Below are 17,140 nucleotides of genomic sequence, written 5' to 3' on the forward strand. Positions count from 1 at the left end.
ATGCCCGCCCGTACCGCCGCCGCGCGGGAAGAGTCCGTCCGCGCGGCCCTGGACACGGTCTACGACCCGGAACTGGACGAGCCGATCACCGACCTCGGCTTCGTACGCTCCGTGACGACGGCCCCCGGCGGCAGGCTGACCGTCCACCTCCGGCTCCCGACCTCCTTCTGCTCGCCCAACTTCGCCTACCTGATGGCCTCCGACGCCAAGGACGCGCTGACGGCGCTGCCCTGGACCCGGGAGGTCGTGGTGCTCCTCGACGACCACCACGACTCGGACCTGATCAACCGGGGGCTGGCCGCGGACGCCGGCTACCGGGGCACGTTCGGGGCGGAGGCGGAGCAGGACCTCGAAGCGCTCCGGCTGACGTTCCGCCGCAAGGCGCACGCCGCGGCGATGGAGCGCGTACTGACCCTCGTACTCCGTGCCGATCCGGGCCTCACCGAGGAGGACCTGCACGACGTGGTGCTCGGCGACCTCCCCGACACGGCGACGACCCAGGCGCTGCTGCGCCGACGGGCGGCCCTCGGGCTCGGCACGGCACCGGCCGACCCGGTCCTGGTGGACGAGGAGGGGCGGCGCTACCCGCCCGGGGAGATCCCCCTGCGCCTCCGCTTCGCCCGTTCGATCCGGGTGTCGATCGACGGCAACGCCCACTTCTGCCGGGGCCTGCTGCGCACCCGGTACCCGCGGTCCGCGGCCGACCAGTCCCCGCGCGCGGAGGAACCGTACGCGGAGCAACTCTTCCATGTCACCGTTCCGCCGAAGGAGAACGTCTCGTGAAGGCAGTCCAGGTCGTCGCCTACGGCAAGGACCTCGAAATGACCGAGGTCCCGGCCCCCGAGGTCACCGGCCCGTACGATGTGATCGTCCGGATCGGCGGCGCGGGCGTGTGCCGCACCGACCTCCACATCCTGGAGGGGCAGTGGGCCGAGAAGTCCGGCGTGGCGCTGCCCTACACGATCGGGCACGAGAACGCCGGGTGGGTCCACGCGGTCGGCAGTGCCGTCACCAACGTCCGTGAGGGTGACAAAGTCATCGTCCATCCGCTGATCACCTGCGGGCTGTGCCGGGCGTGCCGGGCCGGCGACGACGTGCACTGCGAGCACAACCTCTTCCCCGGCATCGACACGGCCGGCGGCTACGCCGAGTACCTGAAGACCTCCGCGCGCAGTGTCGTACGGATCGACGACTCCCTCGAACCGGCCGACGTCGCCGCACTCGCCGACGCGGGCCTGACGGCGTACCACGCGGCGGCCAAGGCGGCCCGGAGACTGCGGCCCGGCGACCGCTGCGTCGTCATCGGCGCGGGCGGCCTCGGACACATCGGCGTCCAGGTGCTCAAGGCCATCACCGCCGCCGAGATCGTCGTCGTCGACCGCAACGCCGACGCCGTGTCCCTGGCCGTCTCCATCGGCGCCGACCACGGTGTCGTCGCCGACGGCGACCAGGTGGACCGGGTCCGCGAACTGACCGGCGGCAAGGGCGCGGAGGCGGTCATCGACTTCGTCGGCGAGGGCGGCGCCACCAAGGACGGCGTCGGCATGCTGCGCCAGGCGGGCGACTACCACGTGGTCGGCTACGGCGAGAACATCGACGTCCCGACCATCGACATCATCTCCGCCGAGATCAACTTCATCGGCAACCTCGTCGGCTCCTACAACGACCTGTGCGAGCTGATGGTCCTCGCGGCGCAGGGCCGCGTACGCCTGCACACCTCGAAGTACCCCCTCGACCGCTTCCAGGACGCCCTGGACGACCTCGGGAAGGGCCGTATCCGGGGCCGGGCGATCCTCACACCGTGAACCCCTGAGAAGGAAGTGACCTCTTGATCTTCATCACCGCGAAGTTCCGCGTCCGGCCCGAGCACGCCGACCGATGGCCCGAGGTGGTACGGGAGTTCACCCTGGCCACCCGCGCCGAACCGGGCTGCCTGTGGTTCGACTGGTCCCGCAGCCTCGCGGACCCGACGGAATACGTCCTGGTGGAAGCCTTCCGGGACGACGAGGCCGGCGCGGCCCACGTCAACTCGGCCCACTTCGAGGCGGCCCGGCGGACCCTGCCGCCGCACCTGGCCGAGACGCCCAGGATCGTCAACGCGAAGGTGGCCCAGGACGACTGGTCGCCGCTGGGTGAGCTGGCGGTCGACGGGGGCTGACGCGGCCGGAGGTGTCGTGGAGGGGGCCGAAGCCGGTGGCACGGGCGTCGGCCCCCTCCGCATGCGTTGCGAGCAGGTCGGTGGGGCCGGCCTCCCGGTAGTTCGAGCCCGGTGACGGTGGTGGCGCGGCGGCGGAGCAGTGCGACGCGGTTCCCCGTGGAACAGGGCCATGGCACCACGGTAATGGGGTCTGTCGCGTGTCGGCCTGGCGTGCTGCGGTGCCCCGCCTCCGGCGGCTTGCAGTACAGTGCGCACGCGTGATCGAGGGGGGAACGTGGATCAGGCATCGGGAAGACCTGTGGTGTCCGTCGCGGTGCGGGGGCGGGACGGGACTGTGTGGCTGGAGGGCAGGGCGGTCCGGCTGACGCAGGACGGACTGCAACGTCGGATACCACTCACCGCGATCGAGGAAGTCCGGCTCGGCGCGGGACCGGATGGATCGGTCGAGGTTGTCCTGACCGCGAGTCCTGGCGCGTCCCCGACGGTCTACCGGCTTGAGGGCGGTGCCCGTAGGGCGGCGGACCAGTTCGCGCGCACGGTCAACGAAGCGTTGCCGCGGCGGGCGCCCGGGACGCCCGTGCGGGACGGGGAGCAGCTCGTCGAGGTGCTCGGAAGCGCCTCGCCTGCGGCGAAGCCCCCGGCGCACGCCGGCAGGTGGAGGAGCCGCCTCGCCATAGCGGTGTCGGCGCTGCTCTACCTCGCCGGTCTGGCGGTCTTCGTGGCCGTGGGCGACATCGGACGCGCGATGCTATGGGGTATCGGTGTCCTGCCCCTCGGCTCCGGGGGGTTCCTGCTGTCCCTGGGCATGACCTGGTGGTACGACTGGATCGTGCTGAACCGTCGCGGCGTCTCGGTCATGGCGAGACATGCCCGCGGGTTCGAGAGCAGAAGCCACTTCGCCTACGTCGATCCGCAAGGTGTGGAGCGGGAGATCTTCCCGGGCCTGCCGTCGCGCCACTACGGCGGCGACTACACCCGGCTCGCGATCGTCTTCGACCCGCTGCGTCCTACCCGGGCCGCGCCCGTGGCGCCGGGCCGGCACTTCGCCGCCCAGATCTCCGGCCCCCTGGCCATCGGGTTTCCGCTTCTCTTCCTCGGCCTGTTCATGGGTCCGTACCAGATGGTCGACTTTCTCTTGGGGTAAGCCCTCGGGGCGTCCGACGGATTTCGCACCCAACGCCGGCGGCGTGACGCTCGGTGCCCGCGCTGGACAGCGGGTTATTTGGTGTGGCTGCGGCTGCGGGTGTTGGTTTCGGCGAGTTGGGCGCTCAGTAGTTCGTCTCTGGTCAGGCGTCGGAGGTGGCGCGGGTCGGCGTCCCATTCGGGGCCGCCGGTGAGCGGCCGGACTCGGAGGTACGGGCCTTCGTCGCCCATGACGCGGCCGACGCGGTCGCGGGCGGTGTCATGGACGGGGTCTCCGGGGCCGAGGGGTTCTTCATCGGTCATGCGTCGACTCCCTTGAGGATCACGTCCGCGAGCAAGTGCGCGACGGGGGCGGAGCAGACCCCGAGGTGGACGAGCGCGTAACGGGCCTCGCCCTCGCGGTCGTCGGCCCAGGGAGTGCGGATGTCCATGGCGGGGAGCTGGAGGCCGGCGCGGCTGAGGGCGGCGGCGAGGGCGTCCCTCGCGTCCACGGCTTCCTGGATCTTCGCGGTCGTGGTCATCGGCGTCCTTGTCTGTCCGGTCGTGCGGAATCTGTCGTTTCGTCACCTGACTGCGCTGGGCGAATTACGCTGCGTAGTCCGGGTGTCACGAGGATGCGCCCGGGCGTGGGGCGGGCGCGTTGTGGGCGGCTCCTTGCTTCCCCGGGGTCCGGGGGGCGTTCCACGCCGTCCACGTCCTGTCGATAGGAGCCAGTCGGATGTCGCAGCGTCGGGCCGTCACCGGTCGCAGTCAGGAGCCGCGTCAGCGGTTCGCGGAGGAGTTGCGGGCCCTGCGGGCCAAGAGCGGGCTGAGCCTGCGGCAGCTCGGGGAGAGGCTGGGCTGGGACTGGTCGTTGTTCGGGAAGATGGAGAAGGGGGAGACGCTGGGCAGTCCGGAGGTCGTCCAGGCCCTCGACACGTTCTACGGGACGCCGGGGCTGCTGCTGGCCCTGTGGGAGCTGGCGGCCGGGGATCATACGCAGTTCCGTGAGCGGTATCGCCGGTACATGGCGCTGGAGGCGAAGGCGGTCAGTCTGTGGCACTTCGCGGTGAGCGTGCCGCCGGGGTTGTTGCAGACCCCCGCGTACGCGCGAGAGGTGCTGGTGGCGGGTGGGCTCAAGGGCAAGGAACTCGAGCAGCAGGTCGAGGCACGGATGGGGCGACGGGAGTTGTTGGCCGGGGAGGACGCGCCGCCGTTCCGGACGATCCTGTCGGAGGCGGTGCTGAGGACGCCGTTGCGGGACGCGGGGGAGTGGCGCGAGCAGGTGGAGTACCTGAGCGAGGCCGCGGAACGCCCCGGCGTCACCATCCAGGTGCTCCCGCAGAGTGCCGGGCTGCACGGTCTCCTGGGGGTGGACGTCTGGTATTTGCTCCTCCCGGAGGGGAGGACCGTGGCGTACACGGAGAACGGGTATCAGGGCGAACTTATCGAGGAAGCCAGTCGGGTTGTACGTTTGCAGAAGACGTACGATGCCGTGCGCGACTTGGCACTCACCCCGGCGGAGTCGCGCAAGTACATTCTGCGGATGTTGGAGGAAGTGACGTGCGGTCCATCGACCTGAGTGCCGTCTCTTGGCGCAAGAGCAGCTACAGCAACCAGGATGGTGGCGCGTGCGTCGAGGTCTCCGACGACCTCCCCACCCTCGTCCCGGTCCGCGACAGCAAGACCCCCCACGGCCCCGCCCTCGCCTTCCCCGCCCCCACCTGGGCGTCCTTCGTCACCGCCGTGAAGAACGGTCGGCTGATGCGCTGAACCCCCTGTACTCGCACTGTTTCCCCGTTGTACGACTACTCCGTATCTGATGGCGGCAGTTGTGCACGCGGTGGAGGCAGCGATGGTGACAACGTTGTCCCGACGGGGCCCGAGCGTGCGCGTACATCGCGATGCTGGAGAGGTTCCGTGTCCATAAGACCTGCAAGACCCACCGCCGCGCTGCTCGCGGCGGCCCTCGCTCTCGCCACGTTGACCGGCGTCACCGGTACGGCAGCCGCCGCCCCGAAGACGAACGCCGGTACCGACTACACCGCCCTCGTCGACCCCTTCGTCTCCACCGCCGGTGACGACGGCAACGACCTGCCCGGCGCCCAGGCCCCGCACGGGCTCGCCAAGGTCAACCCGATGACCACGCCGAACCGCAACCACTCGGGGTACGACTACAACGAGGACCACATCGCCGGGTTCACCGCGACGAACCTCGACGGCGTCGGCGGTTCCGGCGGCGGCGGTGACCTGCTGGTCGTGCCGACCTCCGAGGAGTACACCGGGCGGCCCGCCACCAGCGGCTACGCGCACGCGTACAGCCACGACGACGAGACCGCGACCCCCGGCTACTACCAGGTCGGCCTCGACGCCCCCGCCGGGACCATCGACGCCGAGATGACGGCGACGACGCGCACGGCCCTGGAGCGCTACCGCTTCCCCGCCGGGGCCAAGCCCCAGCTGGTGCTGGACCTCGCCAACAACTTCACCAGCCGTACCCGCGCCACCCTGGACGCGAGCACCCTCGCGGACGGCACCACCGCCATCAGCGGCCTCATCGCGGGGTCGTTCAACGGCGCCGCGTACCGCATGTACTACCACGCCACCACCAACGTGCCGGTGACGTCCCTGAAGACCTGGGGCGGCGACGGCAAGCTCACCGGCGCCACCGCGCAGGACGGCACCGACACCGGAGCGGTCCTCGGTTTCGACGCGGCCGACGGCGACGAAATCGAACTGCGCGTCACCCTGTCGCCGGTCAGCGCCGAGCAGGCCGCCACCGACCAGGCGAACGAGGTCGGCGACCTCACCTTCGACCAGGCACGCGCGCGGACCAAGGCCGACTGGAACAGCACCCTCGGCACCGTCGCCGTACAGGCGTCGAGGACGGCCGACCCGGACTCCACGCTGACCAGGCAGTTCTACACGCACCTGTACCGCATGTACGCGCTGCCGGTGAACGCCACCAGCACCAGCGGCACGTACCGGGGTGTCGACGGCGCGGTGCACAAGGCCAACGGGTTCACGTACTACGACTCCTGGTCGTCCTGGGACGACTTCCGCAAGTTCTCCGTCGAGGCGTACATCGACCCGGCCGCCTACCGGGACATGGTGCAGTCGGCCGTCATCCTCTTCGCCGACGCGCACACCACCGGCAAGAGCCTCGGCAGCCTCACCCACTCGGTGCCGACCGTGCGCTGGGAGCGGCTGGCCGTCGTGATCGCCGACGCGCTGTCGAAGGGGTACGAGAACTTCGACCGGCTCGACGAGGCGTATCCCGCACTGAAGTCGTATGTCGGGTACTACACGGGCACCCAGCTGCGCCAGGGGTACATCGCGGAGGACCCCGGTACGACCGTGCAGCGCGGCTACGACCAGTGGGCGCTGGCCGTCATCGCCGACGCGCTCGGCAAGGACGAGGACGCCAAGAAGCTGCGCACCCAGTCGACGATGGCCATCGACAACCTCGTCAAGTCCGGCGCCTGGACCGCCGCCGACGGCACCGAGGTCGGGCTGCTGACCCCGCGCGAGGCCGACGGCGACTGGCAGAGCGTCGACCACGAGAAGTTCGAGGCGGCCAAGCTCTACCAGGGCACCCTCTGGCAGTACCACTGGTACGACGCCTACGACATGGACGGCCTGATCGAGGCGATGGGCGGCGAGAAGGCCGGCCGGGCCGCGATGCTGCACATGTTCGGCGAGGACTCCGACGCCGACGACGGCTCGACCATGCTGCACTCCAACGCCAACGAGATCGACCTGCAAGCGCCCTACCTCTTCAACTACGTCGGTGAGCCGAGCCTGACGCAGAAGTGGGTGCGGTCCATCTACACCAAGGAGACCTGGAACCGGTACATCGCCACCGGGTCGACGAACGAAGCGCCCAGCTCGGGCGGCGAGTTCACGCCGCCGGTCAAGACCAAGGTCTACGAACTCGCCCCGGACGGCTTCCTGCCGACCATGGACAACGACGCCGGGACCATGTCGACCATGTTCGTCGCCGCCGCGCTGGGCCTGTTCCCGGTGACCGCCGGGTCGAGCCAGTTCCAGATCGGCAGCCCGTTCTTCGACTCCACGACGATCAGCTACGCCAACGGCAGCACGTTCACGGTGAAGGCCGACGGGGTGTCGGCCAGCACGTACTACGTGCAGCGCGCCACCCTCAACGGCAAGCGGTTCGACAACACCTGGCTGGACTACTCGCAGATCATCGCCGGTGGGACCCTCGACTTCACCATGGGGGCCAAGCCGTCCTCCTGGGGTGCCGAGACCGACCCCGCCTACTCCCTGAGCACGAGCACCGACGACGGTGACGGCGGAACGAACACCGGCAAGTCCGTCCTCTCCGCCCGCCCCGCCACCGTCGACACCGCCGCCGACGGCACCGTCGACGACAGCGTGCGGCTCACCCTCTCCGGCAAGGCGGCCTTCGCCGCGCGCACGGGCACCAGCCTCACCAGGACCGGGGCGGCGAGCGTCACCGGCCTGCCGGAGGGCGTCACGGCCGACCTGCGGGTCACCGGCTCGCGCACGGCGACGCTGAAGTTCAGCGGCTCCACCGACACCGACGTCCGGGCCGGCCTCACCTTCCGCGACGCGGCCTTCGCCCGCAAGGTCCCGGCCTCCTCCGTGACCGGCACCGGCATCTCCGTGACCGATCCGCTGGTCGTCTCCGCCGCCGCCGTGCGGCGCGAGGCCCTCGACACCCTGACGGACCAGGCGGCCCTGGTACGGAGCGGCAGTTACTCCGACGGCTCCTGGACCGTCTTCCGGACGGCCCTCGAACGCGCCCGGACCGTCCTCGCCGACAGCGACTCCGTGACCGGCACGCTCATGGCCGCTCATGACAGGCTCCAGTCGGCCATCGACGCGCTCACCCTCGACGAGGGCGGCTACGCCGTGCTCCAGGCCGAGGACCCGGACCAGAAGGAAGGGCCGAGCCTCGTCAGCGAGGCGTACTACTCGGACGGCGACCTCGGCGGTGTCACCGAGGGGGCGTGGGTGCGGTACACCGGCCTCGACTTCGGCGGGGTCGCCCCGCGCAGCCTCTCCGTCCGCTACGCCAACTCGCAGGCCACCACCGCCGAGCCGAGCAGCGTCGACGTCCATGCCGGCGACGCCGACGGTCCGGTCGTCGCCACCGTCTCCCTCCCCGGCACCGGCGGCTGGCAGTACTACACCACCGTGCGGGCCGCCGTCACCGACCCGGACGCCCTGCTGGACGCGTCGGGTGTGACGTTCGTGTTCCACGCGCCCGCCGGGCAGCAGTGGGTGTCCAACTTCGACTGGTTCCAGTTCTCCCCGTACGACACCCCGTCGTCCGGCGGGACCACCACCCTCGCCACGCTGACCGCCCCGAACGCCACCACGACCGGCGACGGTTCGCTGCCGCTGAAGCTCACCGGCGGCGTCTTCGAGAACGTCACCGACGGCGCCTGGGCCGAGTGGCAGGACACCGACCTGGGCGACGGCGCCGACACCATCACCGTCAGCTACGACAAGCCGCAGTCCCGCGCGGCCTCCGACTCGCACATCGAACTGCACCTCGGTGCGAAGGACGGCGAGCGGAGCGTCGACATCCCGCTCGACTACACCGGCTCCGGCTGGGGCACCGTCGCCACCACGTCCGTCACGCTCGACCCGGACGTCTTCACCGGCGTCCAGGACGTGTACGCCACGTTCGTGTCGAGCACCCAGACCGACGCCCAGCCGTACGTCGCCAACGTCTACTCCCTCTCCCTCACCCGCAGCGCCGACACCCCGGCCGTCCTCGACGCCACGGCGTGGCAGGCGAACAGCGGCGGCGGGCTGAAGAGCGAGACGGCCACCTGGAGCGACGCCGGTTCCGCCACCAGCCTCGGCGGCACCTACGACGGAGCCTGGCTGGACTACGGCGACATCGACTTCGGCAGCTCGGCCAAGAACACCGTCACCCTCACCTACGTCAACAACTCCGCCCGCTGCGGCACCGGTTCCGCCGTCCAGCTCTACCTGGACTCCTTCGACGCGGACAGCCCCGGAACCCCGTACGCGACCGTCCCGCTCCCGGTCACCGGCAGCTCGTGGTCGTCGGGCGGCACGACCAGCCTCACCCTGCCGAAGGCGGTCACCGGCACACACACCGTGTACCTGCGGCTGACCACGACCGCCGACTCCTCGCACCCGTACGTCGCCAACCTCGGCCGGCTCACCTTCAGCCACGTCGAGGCGCCCGCCGAGACGGACACCACCGCGCTCGGCAAGGCGATCGAGCAGTACGAGGGACTGGCCGGTGACGCCGACCGGTACGGCACCATCGACTTCGGGGTGTACGAGCGCGAACTCGCCGCCGCCCGTGACCTGCTGGCCGCCGCCGGCCAGGCGACCCAGCTGGAGGTCGACACCCGGACGCGGAGCCTGACCCTCGCCGCCAAGCAGCTCACCCCGCTGCCGCGCCTGAAGCTGGAGGACCTGGTCACCACGGCGTCGGCGCTCACCGACGCCCGCTACACGGACACCACCTGGGAGGCGCTCACCACCGCCCTCACCGCAGCCGAGTCCGCCCTCGCGGACGACGCGGCCACCGACGAGACCCTGACCTCCCGCTACCAGGCCCTCGGCCATGCGGTCTCCGCGTTGAAGACGAAGCGCAAGACGGCACCGACCGCACCGGACGCGGTGTCCGCGACGGCGTCCGGCACCAGTGTGACGGTCACCTGGGCCGCGCCCGAGGACGACGGCGGCTCGGCGGTCACCGGCTACGAGATCACCCTCAGCGGCGGCCACCAGGTGCGGATCAAGGACCCGGAGACCCGGGCCACGACCTTCACCCAGCTGAGGACCGGCACGTCGTACACGGCCCGGGTGCGCGCGGTCAACGCCGTCGGCACCTCGGCCGCGAGCGCCGCGACCCAGCCCGCGGTCACCGGCGACAGCAAGCCGCAGTCCCCGACCGTGACCTCGGTGGTCACCGACGGCGAGCGGGTCCGGGTGACCTGGCGGGCGGCCGGTGACGGCGGACATCCGCTCATCGGGTACACCGTGACCCTGGACGACGGCACCACCGCGTACACCACCGGCACGGCGGGCACCGCCCTGCTCACCACCGGCAGCAAGGCGAAGACCCACACCGCCACCGTCACGGCGGTCACCCTCGCCGGCACGTCGGAGACCACCGACACCACCACTACCGCTACCGACGATCCCGCGACCTACGAACCGTCCCCCTTCCCCGACGCCACCCTCGACGCGGACTACGCGTCCGACTCCTGGCCGAAGACCGCCGACGGGAGCGACTGGTTCAACAACCTCCTCAGCGGCATCGACGACCTCGGCACCGGCATCCTCGGCGCCGGGACCGCGACCGACACGCTCACCGCGGAGAACGACGCGATCACCGTACGGATCAACAACGCGGCGACCCAGGCGCAGGTCGACCGCGCCGAGGTGGACGCCGCGTCCAGCGGCACCGTCACGATGGCCGACGGCCTCGGCTCCCGGCTCGGCGAGATCTACCTGGACGCCCTGAAGAGCGGCGACCTGCCGAAGACGAACGCCCTGTTCGGCCGGGTCACCGAGAGCCTCGACACCCACGACGCGGCGAAGGAGCACTACGACTACCCGCGCCCGTACGTGCGGCTCGGGTTCGTCGGGGACGGCGGGTACGTCTACGAGTCGCAGGACAGCGGCTACAGCGGACTGGCCGGCCAGGGCTCGTACCCCAGCGGCCACACCTACGGCGGCTACGAGGCCGGCACGATCCTCGCCACGCTGCTGCCCGAGCTGGCGCCGTCGATCCTCGCCCGTGCCTCGGAGTACGGGGACAACCGCATCGTCCTCGGCTTCCACTACCCGCTCGACGTCATGGGCGGCCGGATGACCGCGCAGGCCACCGTGGCCCACCGGTGGGCGGACCCCGAGTTCGAGAAGCTGCTGGCGCAGGCGCACACCGAGATGGAGAACGTGCTGCTCGCCCGGTGCGAGGCGAAGGGGTACGGCGACACGCTCACGGCCTGTGCGGGCGACCCGTACGCCGGGCTGAGCACGGCGCAGCACATCGACCTGTACACGCAGCGCCTGACGTACGGGTTCTCGCAGGTCGGCAAGGCCGGTCAGGCCCTTCAGGCGCCGTCCGACGCGGCGGCGCTGCTCACCACGGCCTTCCCGGACCTCACCGCCGAGCAGCGCACGCAGATCCTGGAGCAGACGGCGACGGACTCCGGCTACCCGCTCGACCTCACCGCCGAGGGCGGGGAGAGCTGGCAGCGGATCAACCTGGCGGCGGCGATGGCGGCGAACGTGGTCGTGAACGCCGACGGTTCGGTCACGGTGACGAACTTCTCCGACGCCACCAAGGCGAGTGTCGCCGACGCGTCGGCGATCACCGTCGGGGGCGTGGCGATCGACGGGTTCGACCCGGACGTCTCCACGTACGTCGTGGACTGGCCCAAGAACGGGAAGCTCCCGGCCGTCGGTGCCGTGGCGGCGGCGTCCGGGGCGCGGGTGAAGGTCACCACCGGTAGCTCCACCGTCTCCTCGTCCGCCCCCGGGTTCACCACCCGCACCCTCACGGTGACGTCGGCCAACGGAGCGGTGGTGCGCACCTACACGGTCGGCTTCCAGCGGACGGACCGCGACCACCGGTCGCCCGCGGCGGGCGGCGCCCACGGCGACACCGGCGGACGCGCCGGCGCCGGCACCGGACTCTGGTCACCGGCCAGGGAGTGGGAGGGCGGCCTGAGCTGAGAGCCGGTCGGCGGCGACCCGCGGGCCCGGCCCGGCCTCTTCCGGCCGGGCCGGGCCCGCGCGCGTGGGGACGGGATCGGCATGGCGATGATCGCCAACTTAACTTAGCCTAACCTTCATGAGCTCCAGCGAGCGTCCCAGCCGACGTGACCCGAGACTGTTCCGCGCCACGGTCGCATCGAGCACGCGCCTCACCCCGAACATGCAGCGGGTGACGGTCCGCGGCGACGACCTCCGCGCGTTCCCGTGGCGCGGCTACGACCACTGGTTCCGGCTGTTCTTCCGCTGCCCGCACCAGGACCGCTTCCACGCGCCCGAGGTCCAGGCCGAGACCTGGTGGAAGCCGTACCTCGCGATGCCCGACGAGGTACGGCCCTACTGCGCCAACTACACCGTGGCCGACTTCCGCGCCGAGTCCGGCGAACTCGACATCGACGTCGTCGTGCACCGCGGCGCCGACGGACAGATCGAGGGCGGCGTCGCCGTCTGGGCGTGCGCGGTCGAAGCGGGCGAGGAGATGGCCCTGCTCGACCAGGGCCCCCTGTACGACGCGCCCGCCGACGCCAGGAGCGTGCTGCTGGTCGCCGACGAGAGCGGACTGCCGGCCGTCGCGGGCATCCTGCGCTCGCTGGCCGGCGACCCGGCGCGCCGCGAGGTCCGGGTGCTCCAGGAGGTGCCGACCGACGCCGACCGCCGTGACCTGACCGCCCCGCCCGGCACACGCGTCGACTGGATACCGCGCGCCGACCCGCACGCGGTCCCCGGCACGGCGGCGCTGGCCGCGCTGCGCGCCCACGACGACGTGGACCCGCGGGGCTACGCCTTCGTCGTCGGCGAGCAACTGCTGGCGGCGGAGGGGCGCCGGCATCTGCACCGCGCCGGCCTGCCGAAGGACCGCATCACGTTCTCCGGCTTCTGGAAGAGCGACCGGCACGCCGCGAGTCGCTCCTAGGGGCGGTGCCGTCGGCGGGGCCCTCCCGGGGGGCGGAAGGGCCCGTGACCCCCTGTCAGCCGGCCGGCCGGCGCGCCGCCGCCTGTCCGAGGTGGGAGCTGAGCAGGTGCGAGTCGAGCAGCGCGATGTCCGCCGTACGGTGGGCCCGCGCGTAACCGGTGAGCATGCGTTTGGTCAGGACCAGCGCTTCGGGGGAGCGCCGGGCGAAGGACCTCGTCCACCCGGCGATGGCGTGGTCGAGCTGGTCCAGGGGGGCCACCTTGTGCAGGAGGCCGATCCGCTGGGCCGTCGGGGCGTCGAAGACGTCGCAGGTGAGCATGAGTTCACGGATGCGTGAGCCGCCGGCCTCCTGGATCAGCCGGCCCATCGCCCCGCCCCAGGCCGGCGGCAGCCCGAGCCCCACCTCCGGCATGCGGAACCGGCAGTTGTCCGCGCCGGCGCGCAGGTCGCAGTAGACGGCGAGGGCCAGCCCGGCGCCGATCACCTTGCCGTGCAGCCGGGCGATGGTGACGGCGTGGCACTCCTCCAGGGCGCGGCACAGGCGCTGCGCCTTGTCGAGCAGGCGCCGCAGTCCGGCGTCGGTGGGGTCGTCGGCGAGGGCCGCCTGGTACTCGGTGCGGTCGGCGCCCGAGCAGAAGTCGTCGCCGGCCGAGGACAGGACGAGGGCGCGGACGTCGGGGCGGTCGTGGAGGCCGTCGAGCAGCGCGAGGAGATCGTCGACGACGGCGGTGCCGAGCGTGGGGTCCGTGCCGTGGGGATCGAGCAGGACGTGCAGGACGGGGCCGTCCTGCGTGACGTCGACGGCCTTGAAGCCGGTGACGGGGGAGAGAGCGGGTATGTGGTTCATGCGAGGGCGACATCCAGGCTCAGTAGGCGCCGGAAGACCACGCGCGGCGCCATCGGCGGGCGGCGCACGAGGGTGAGGCGGGGCAGACGGCGGACGAGGTGGCGGAGCAGGGTCTGGGCTTCCAGCCGGGCCAGCGGGGCGCCGAGGCAGTAGTGGATGCCGCCGCTGAAGCCGAGGTGCTGGGTGACGTTGCGGGAGGGGTCGAACCGTTCGGGGTCGGGGAACCGGGCCGGGTCGTGGTGGGCGGCACCGACCATGAGGTGGACCATGTCGTCGGCGCGGACCTCGAAGCCGCCCAGTAAACCGTCCTTGGCGGCGACCCGGCTGATGACGTGGGTGGGCGGGTCGTAGCGCAGGGTCTCCTCCACGAAGGCGGGGACCAGGTCGGGGGAGCCGGCCAGCAGGTCCCACCGCTCGGGCCGCTCCACCAGGCGCAGCACCATGGCCGAGAGCAGCGTGGACGTGGTCTCCAGGGCCGCGAGGAGGACGAACAGGGCCAGGAAGTAGACGCCTTCGTCGGCCTTGTCCCGGTCCGCCTCCATCGCGTCCCAGGTCCGTATCCACCGGGAGACGGGGTCGTCGCCCAGATGGGTGCGCCGGTGCCGGATCAGGTCCAGGAAGTAGGCGCGCAGTTCCATCAGCGCGGTGTCGGAGCGGGCGAGCTGGCTGGCGGAGGGCAGCAGTTCCTGGGTGAAGACCTGCTCGTGGGTCAGCTCGCGCAGCCGGTCCCAGTCCGCGGCCGGCAGCCCCAGCCAGCTGCCTATGGTGGCGATCGGCACCTGCTCGCTCACCAGCGCCGAGAAGTCGGCCTCTCCCTCGCGCAGTCGCTCCGCGAGGGAGTCGAGCAGGCCGTCGACGATGCCCTCCACGGTCCGGCCCAGTTCCTGGATGGTGGACCGGTCGAAGGACCCGGCCGCGCGGCGCACCCGGGTGTGCTCCGGCGGGTTGAGCGCGGGCATGGTGTTGCTGATCTCCCGCGAGGAGGGCGCGCTCCAGCGGGTGCGCGGCCCCTGCCGGGCCCGCCACTCCTTGTCCGGCTCCAGCCAGTCGCCGTCGCGCAGCAGCGCGGCGCACAGGTCGTAGCCGGTGACGACGAATCCGCCCCAGGGCGCCGGGATCACCTCGCCCATGGAGCGGAGCTTCTCGTAGAGCGGGAAGGGATCGGCCTGGCCCTGCGGGGTACGCAGGCGGGAGAAGAGAGCGACGGCGGCGCGACGATCGGTGGATGGGGTGGTGACACTCCCCATGGCGGCAGCTCCTTTCTCAGCAGCAGCCGCCATGCATACCCTCAAGATGATCACTACATCCAATAACCCTCTGTTTTCACAGGGTTACTTGCGTCACTCACGCACCTGCCTCAGTCACCCTTGATCCAGGCCACGAAGTTGCTGAACAGCCCTCCCTTGCGCGGCGGTGCGGCCGGAGCCGCGGTCCGGGTGGCGGCGGCGACGGCGCGCTGCGGCTGCGCGGAGGAGTGCGCCGTACGGTCGCCCGCCGGGCCCGCCGGGGCGGCGGCGTCGGAGGGCGCCGAGCGCGGGGTGAACTTCACCGGCAGGGTCACCAGGCAGCGGCTCCACGGCGCCGGGACCCACGGCAGGTCGCCGAAGGGCACCCGCAGCTCGACGTCGGGCAGCCGGTTGAGCAGGGCCTCCACGGCGGTGACCGTCATCTGGAAGGCCGGGTCCTTGGCGGGGCAGGCGTGCGGCCCGGCGCCGAAGGCCAGGTGCGCCTTGCTGAGCTGCTCGCGGTGGCGTTTCAGCTTCGGGTCCGTGTTGGCCGCCGCGAACGAGATCAGGATCGGGTCGCCGGCCCGCAGGGTGCGGCCGGCCAGCTCCACGTCGTGGGTGGGGTAGTGCCCCGCGTAGTTGGCGATCGGGGCGTAGTCCCACAGCGTCTGCACGACCGCGTCCTCGACGGGCAGCCCGGACCGCCACTCCTCGCTGAGGTACAGCGCGGCGCTGGTGCCGATGGCCGCCGACAGGGGCGCGGTGCCGCCGGACAGCAGCGTGACGAGCTGGTGCAGCACCTCCTCGTCGGTCAGCTGGGCGGAGTGCTGCATCAGCCGGGTCGTCAGGTCCTCGCCGGGCTGCCGGTGCTTGAGCGCGATCAGCTCGGTGAGCGCGCCGCCCAGCACCTCGTCGGCACCGGCCGTGCCGTCGAAGATGCCGCTGATGCCGACGATGACCCGGTCGCCGATCTCGGGCGGGCAGCCGAACAGGTCGCTGAAGACCAGCAGCGGCAGCGGCTGGGCGTAGTCGGCCATCAGGTCGGCCTGGCCGCGCGCCGTGGAACCGAAGCGGCTGATCAGGTAGTCGGCGGACTGCTGGGTCTGGCGCACGAACCGCAGTTCGTCGATGGTGGCCAGACTGTCGGTGACCGCCCGCCGCAGCCGGGCGTGCGCCGCGCCGTCGCTGAACAGCGCGTTGGGCCGGTAGCCCATCATCGGCAGCGCCGGGCTGTCCTCGGGGACGCGGCCCTCGTTCAGCGCGTTCCAGCGGCGGGCGTCGCGGACGAACCACGCCGGGTTCTGGAGGAAGTACAGGGCCTCGTCGTAGCCGGTGACCAGCTCGACCTCGACGCCCGGCGCGATGTCGACGGGCGCGCTGGGACCGAGCGAGCGCAGGTGGTCGTAGTGCCGTTCGGGATCGGAGCCGAAGTCGTTGCCGAACAGCTGGGTGTTGCCGTGTGCGGGGCAGCCGGGGGGTATCTCGGGGGTGTTGGACTGCTGCATGCCGTGGCTCCTAGCCGAAGTGGGTCATGAGGTGTTCCACGAGGGCGATCAGCGCCTTCGCCGACGACTGGCTGTCGCGGACGTCGCACTCCACGACAGGGGTCTCCTCGGGGAGGTTGAGCGCCTCGCGGACCTCATCGAGCGGGTAGGCGGCGGTGTCGTCGAAGCGGTTGACACCGATGGCGTACGTCAGACCGAACCGCTCGACCAGATCGAGGACCGCGAAGCTCTGGTCGAGCCGGGAGGGGTCGACGATGACCAGCGCGCCCAGCGCGCCCCGGGACAACGCCTCCCACATCTCCTTGAAACGCTCCTGGCCGGGCGTTCCGAAGAGATACAGGACGAGGGTGTTGCTGAGCGTACGCCTGCCGAAGTCCATCGCCACCGTGGTGGTGGTCTTGTCGGGCACGCCCGACAGATCGTCGAAGCCCTCACTGGCCTCGGTGATCGTCTCCTCGGTCTTCAGCGGCTCGATCTCGGAGATGCTGCCGATGTAGGTGGTCTTGCCCACGCCGAAGTGCCCCACCACGAGGACCTTCACCGAGTGGGAGACGTCCGGGTTCAGGTACTCGGGTGAGTGTGCGGCATCTGATGTGAGTGTCACGG

14 protein-coding genes are annotated in these 17,140 nt (G+C 71.3%); 8 read left to right on the forward strand and 6 right to left on the reverse strand.

The annotated features are described in order from the left end of the window. The 4 genes from ACIQR3_RS24320 to ACIQR3_RS24335 all read left to right on the forward strand — a co-directional run bounded on the left by ACIQR3_RS24320 (nt 1) and on the right by ACIQR3_RS24335 (nt 3,302). Nucleotides 1–783 (forward strand): metal-sulfur cluster assembly factor, encoded by a 783-nt coding sequence (locus tag ACIQR3_RS24320; protein WP_403542321.1) that lies wholly within the window; start codon nt 1–3, stop codon nt 781–783. Further along, nucleotides 780–1,805 carry an NAD(P)-dependent alcohol dehydrogenase gene (locus ACIQR3_RS24325; RefSeq protein ID WP_403542324.1) on the forward strand — a complete coding sequence of 342 codons (1,026 nt, stop codon included), beginning with the start codon at nt 780–782 and terminating at the stop codon, nt 1,803–1,805. Before ACIQR3_RS24320 ends, ACIQR3_RS24325 begins: the two co-directional genes overlap by 4 nt. Before the next feature lie 23 nt (nt 1,806–1,828). Next, the gene (locus tag ACIQR3_RS24330; RefSeq protein ID WP_403542327.1) at nt 1,829–2,158 is read left to right on the forward strand and encodes a putative quinol monooxygenase; all 330 of its coding nucleotides are present in this window, start codon (nt 1,829–1,831) and stop codon (nt 2,156–2,158) included. Between the two features lie 334 nt (nt 2,159–2,492). Continuing rightward, nucleotides 2,493–3,302 (forward strand): hypothetical protein, encoded by an 810-nt coding sequence (locus ACIQR3_RS24335; protein WP_403542328.1) that lies wholly within the window; start codon nt 2,493–2,495, stop codon nt 3,300–3,302. Nucleotides 3,303–3,376: 74 nt separating this feature from the next. Here ACIQR3_RS24335 and ACIQR3_RS24340 read toward each other — a convergent pair whose 3' ends face one another. Next, complete coding sequence (locus ACIQR3_RS24340; protein WP_403542331.1) at nt 3,377–3,604, reverse strand: hypothetical protein; 228 nt, start codon at nt 3,602–3,604, stop codon at nt 3,377–3,379. Then, nucleotides 3,601–3,822, reverse strand: coding sequence for a hypothetical protein (locus ACIQR3_RS24345; RefSeq protein WP_403542333.1), 222 nt, complete (start codon nt 3,820–3,822; stop codon nt 3,601–3,603). Before ACIQR3_RS24345 ends, ACIQR3_RS24340 begins: the two co-directional genes overlap by 4 nt. 197 nt (nt 3,823–4,019) lie before the next feature. Between ACIQR3_RS24345 and ACIQR3_RS24350 the strand changes: the two genes are divergently transcribed. The 4 genes from ACIQR3_RS24350 (at nt 4,020) to ACIQR3_RS24365 (ending at nt 12,956) form a co-directional block, all read left to right on the forward strand. Further along, the gene (locus ACIQR3_RS24350) at nt 4,020–4,862 is read left to right on the forward strand and encodes a helix-turn-helix domain-containing protein (protein WP_403542334.1); all 843 of its coding nucleotides are present in this window, start codon (nt 4,020–4,022) and stop codon (nt 4,860–4,862) included. Beyond that, on the forward strand, nt 4,844–5,053 hold the full coding sequence (locus tag ACIQR3_RS24355; RefSeq protein ID WP_403542337.1) for a DUF397 domain-containing protein: 210 nt from the start codon (nt 4,844–4,846) through the stop codon (nt 5,051–5,053). The genes ACIQR3_RS24350 and ACIQR3_RS24355 overlap by 19 nt, the downstream gene beginning before the upstream one ends. A 147-nt stretch (nt 5,054–5,200) precedes the next feature. Then, nucleotides 5,201–12,004: a glycoside hydrolase domain-containing protein gene (locus ACIQR3_RS24360; RefSeq protein WP_403542339.1), complete on the forward strand. Its 6,804-nt coding sequence runs from the start codon at nt 5,201–5,203 to the stop codon at nt 12,002–12,004. A 118-nt stretch (nt 12,005–12,122) separates the two neighbouring features. Then, a complete protein-coding gene (locus ACIQR3_RS24365; protein ID WP_403542341.1) occupies nt 12,123–12,956 on the forward strand; it encodes a siderophore-interacting protein in 834 nt (277 codons plus the stop codon). Between the two features lie 55 nt (nt 12,957–13,011). Here the strand turns inward: ACIQR3_RS24365 and ACIQR3_RS24370 are convergent, their stop codons facing one another. The 4 genes from ACIQR3_RS24370 to ACIQR3_RS24385 form a co-directional block, all read right to left on the reverse strand. After that, entirely contained in the window at nt 13,012–13,803 is a 792-nt protein-coding gene (locus tag ACIQR3_RS24370; protein ID WP_403542344.1) for an enoyl-CoA hydratase/isomerase family protein, read from the reverse strand. Further along, nucleotides 13,800–15,050 carry a cytochrome P450 gene (locus tag ACIQR3_RS24375; protein WP_403542347.1) on the reverse strand — a complete coding sequence of 417 codons (1,251 nt, stop codon included), beginning with the start codon at nt 15,048–15,050 and terminating at the stop codon, nt 13,800–13,802. The genes ACIQR3_RS24370 and ACIQR3_RS24375 overlap by 4 nt, the downstream gene beginning before the upstream one ends. Before the next feature lie 110 nt (nt 15,051–15,160). Continuing rightward, nucleotides 15,161–16,534 (reverse strand): cytochrome P450, encoded by a 1,374-nt coding sequence (locus ACIQR3_RS24380; protein ID WP_403542349.1) that lies wholly within the window; start codon nt 16,532–16,534, stop codon nt 15,161–15,163. Between the two features lie 10 nt (nt 16,535–16,544). Beyond that, nucleotides 16,545–17,138 carry an ATP/GTP-binding protein gene (locus ACIQR3_RS24385; RefSeq protein ID WP_308114754.1) on the reverse strand — a complete coding sequence of 198 codons (594 nt, stop codon included), beginning with the start codon at nt 17,136–17,138 and terminating at the stop codon, nt 16,545–16,547. Between the last annotated feature and the right edge of the window lie 2 nt (nt 17,139–17,140).

Origin of the sequence: Streptomyces sp. NPDC090994 (genome assembly GCF_044768905.1) — a bacterium.
Classification (GTDB): domain Bacteria; phylum Actinomycetota; class Actinomycetes; order Streptomycetales; family Streptomycetaceae; genus Streptomyces.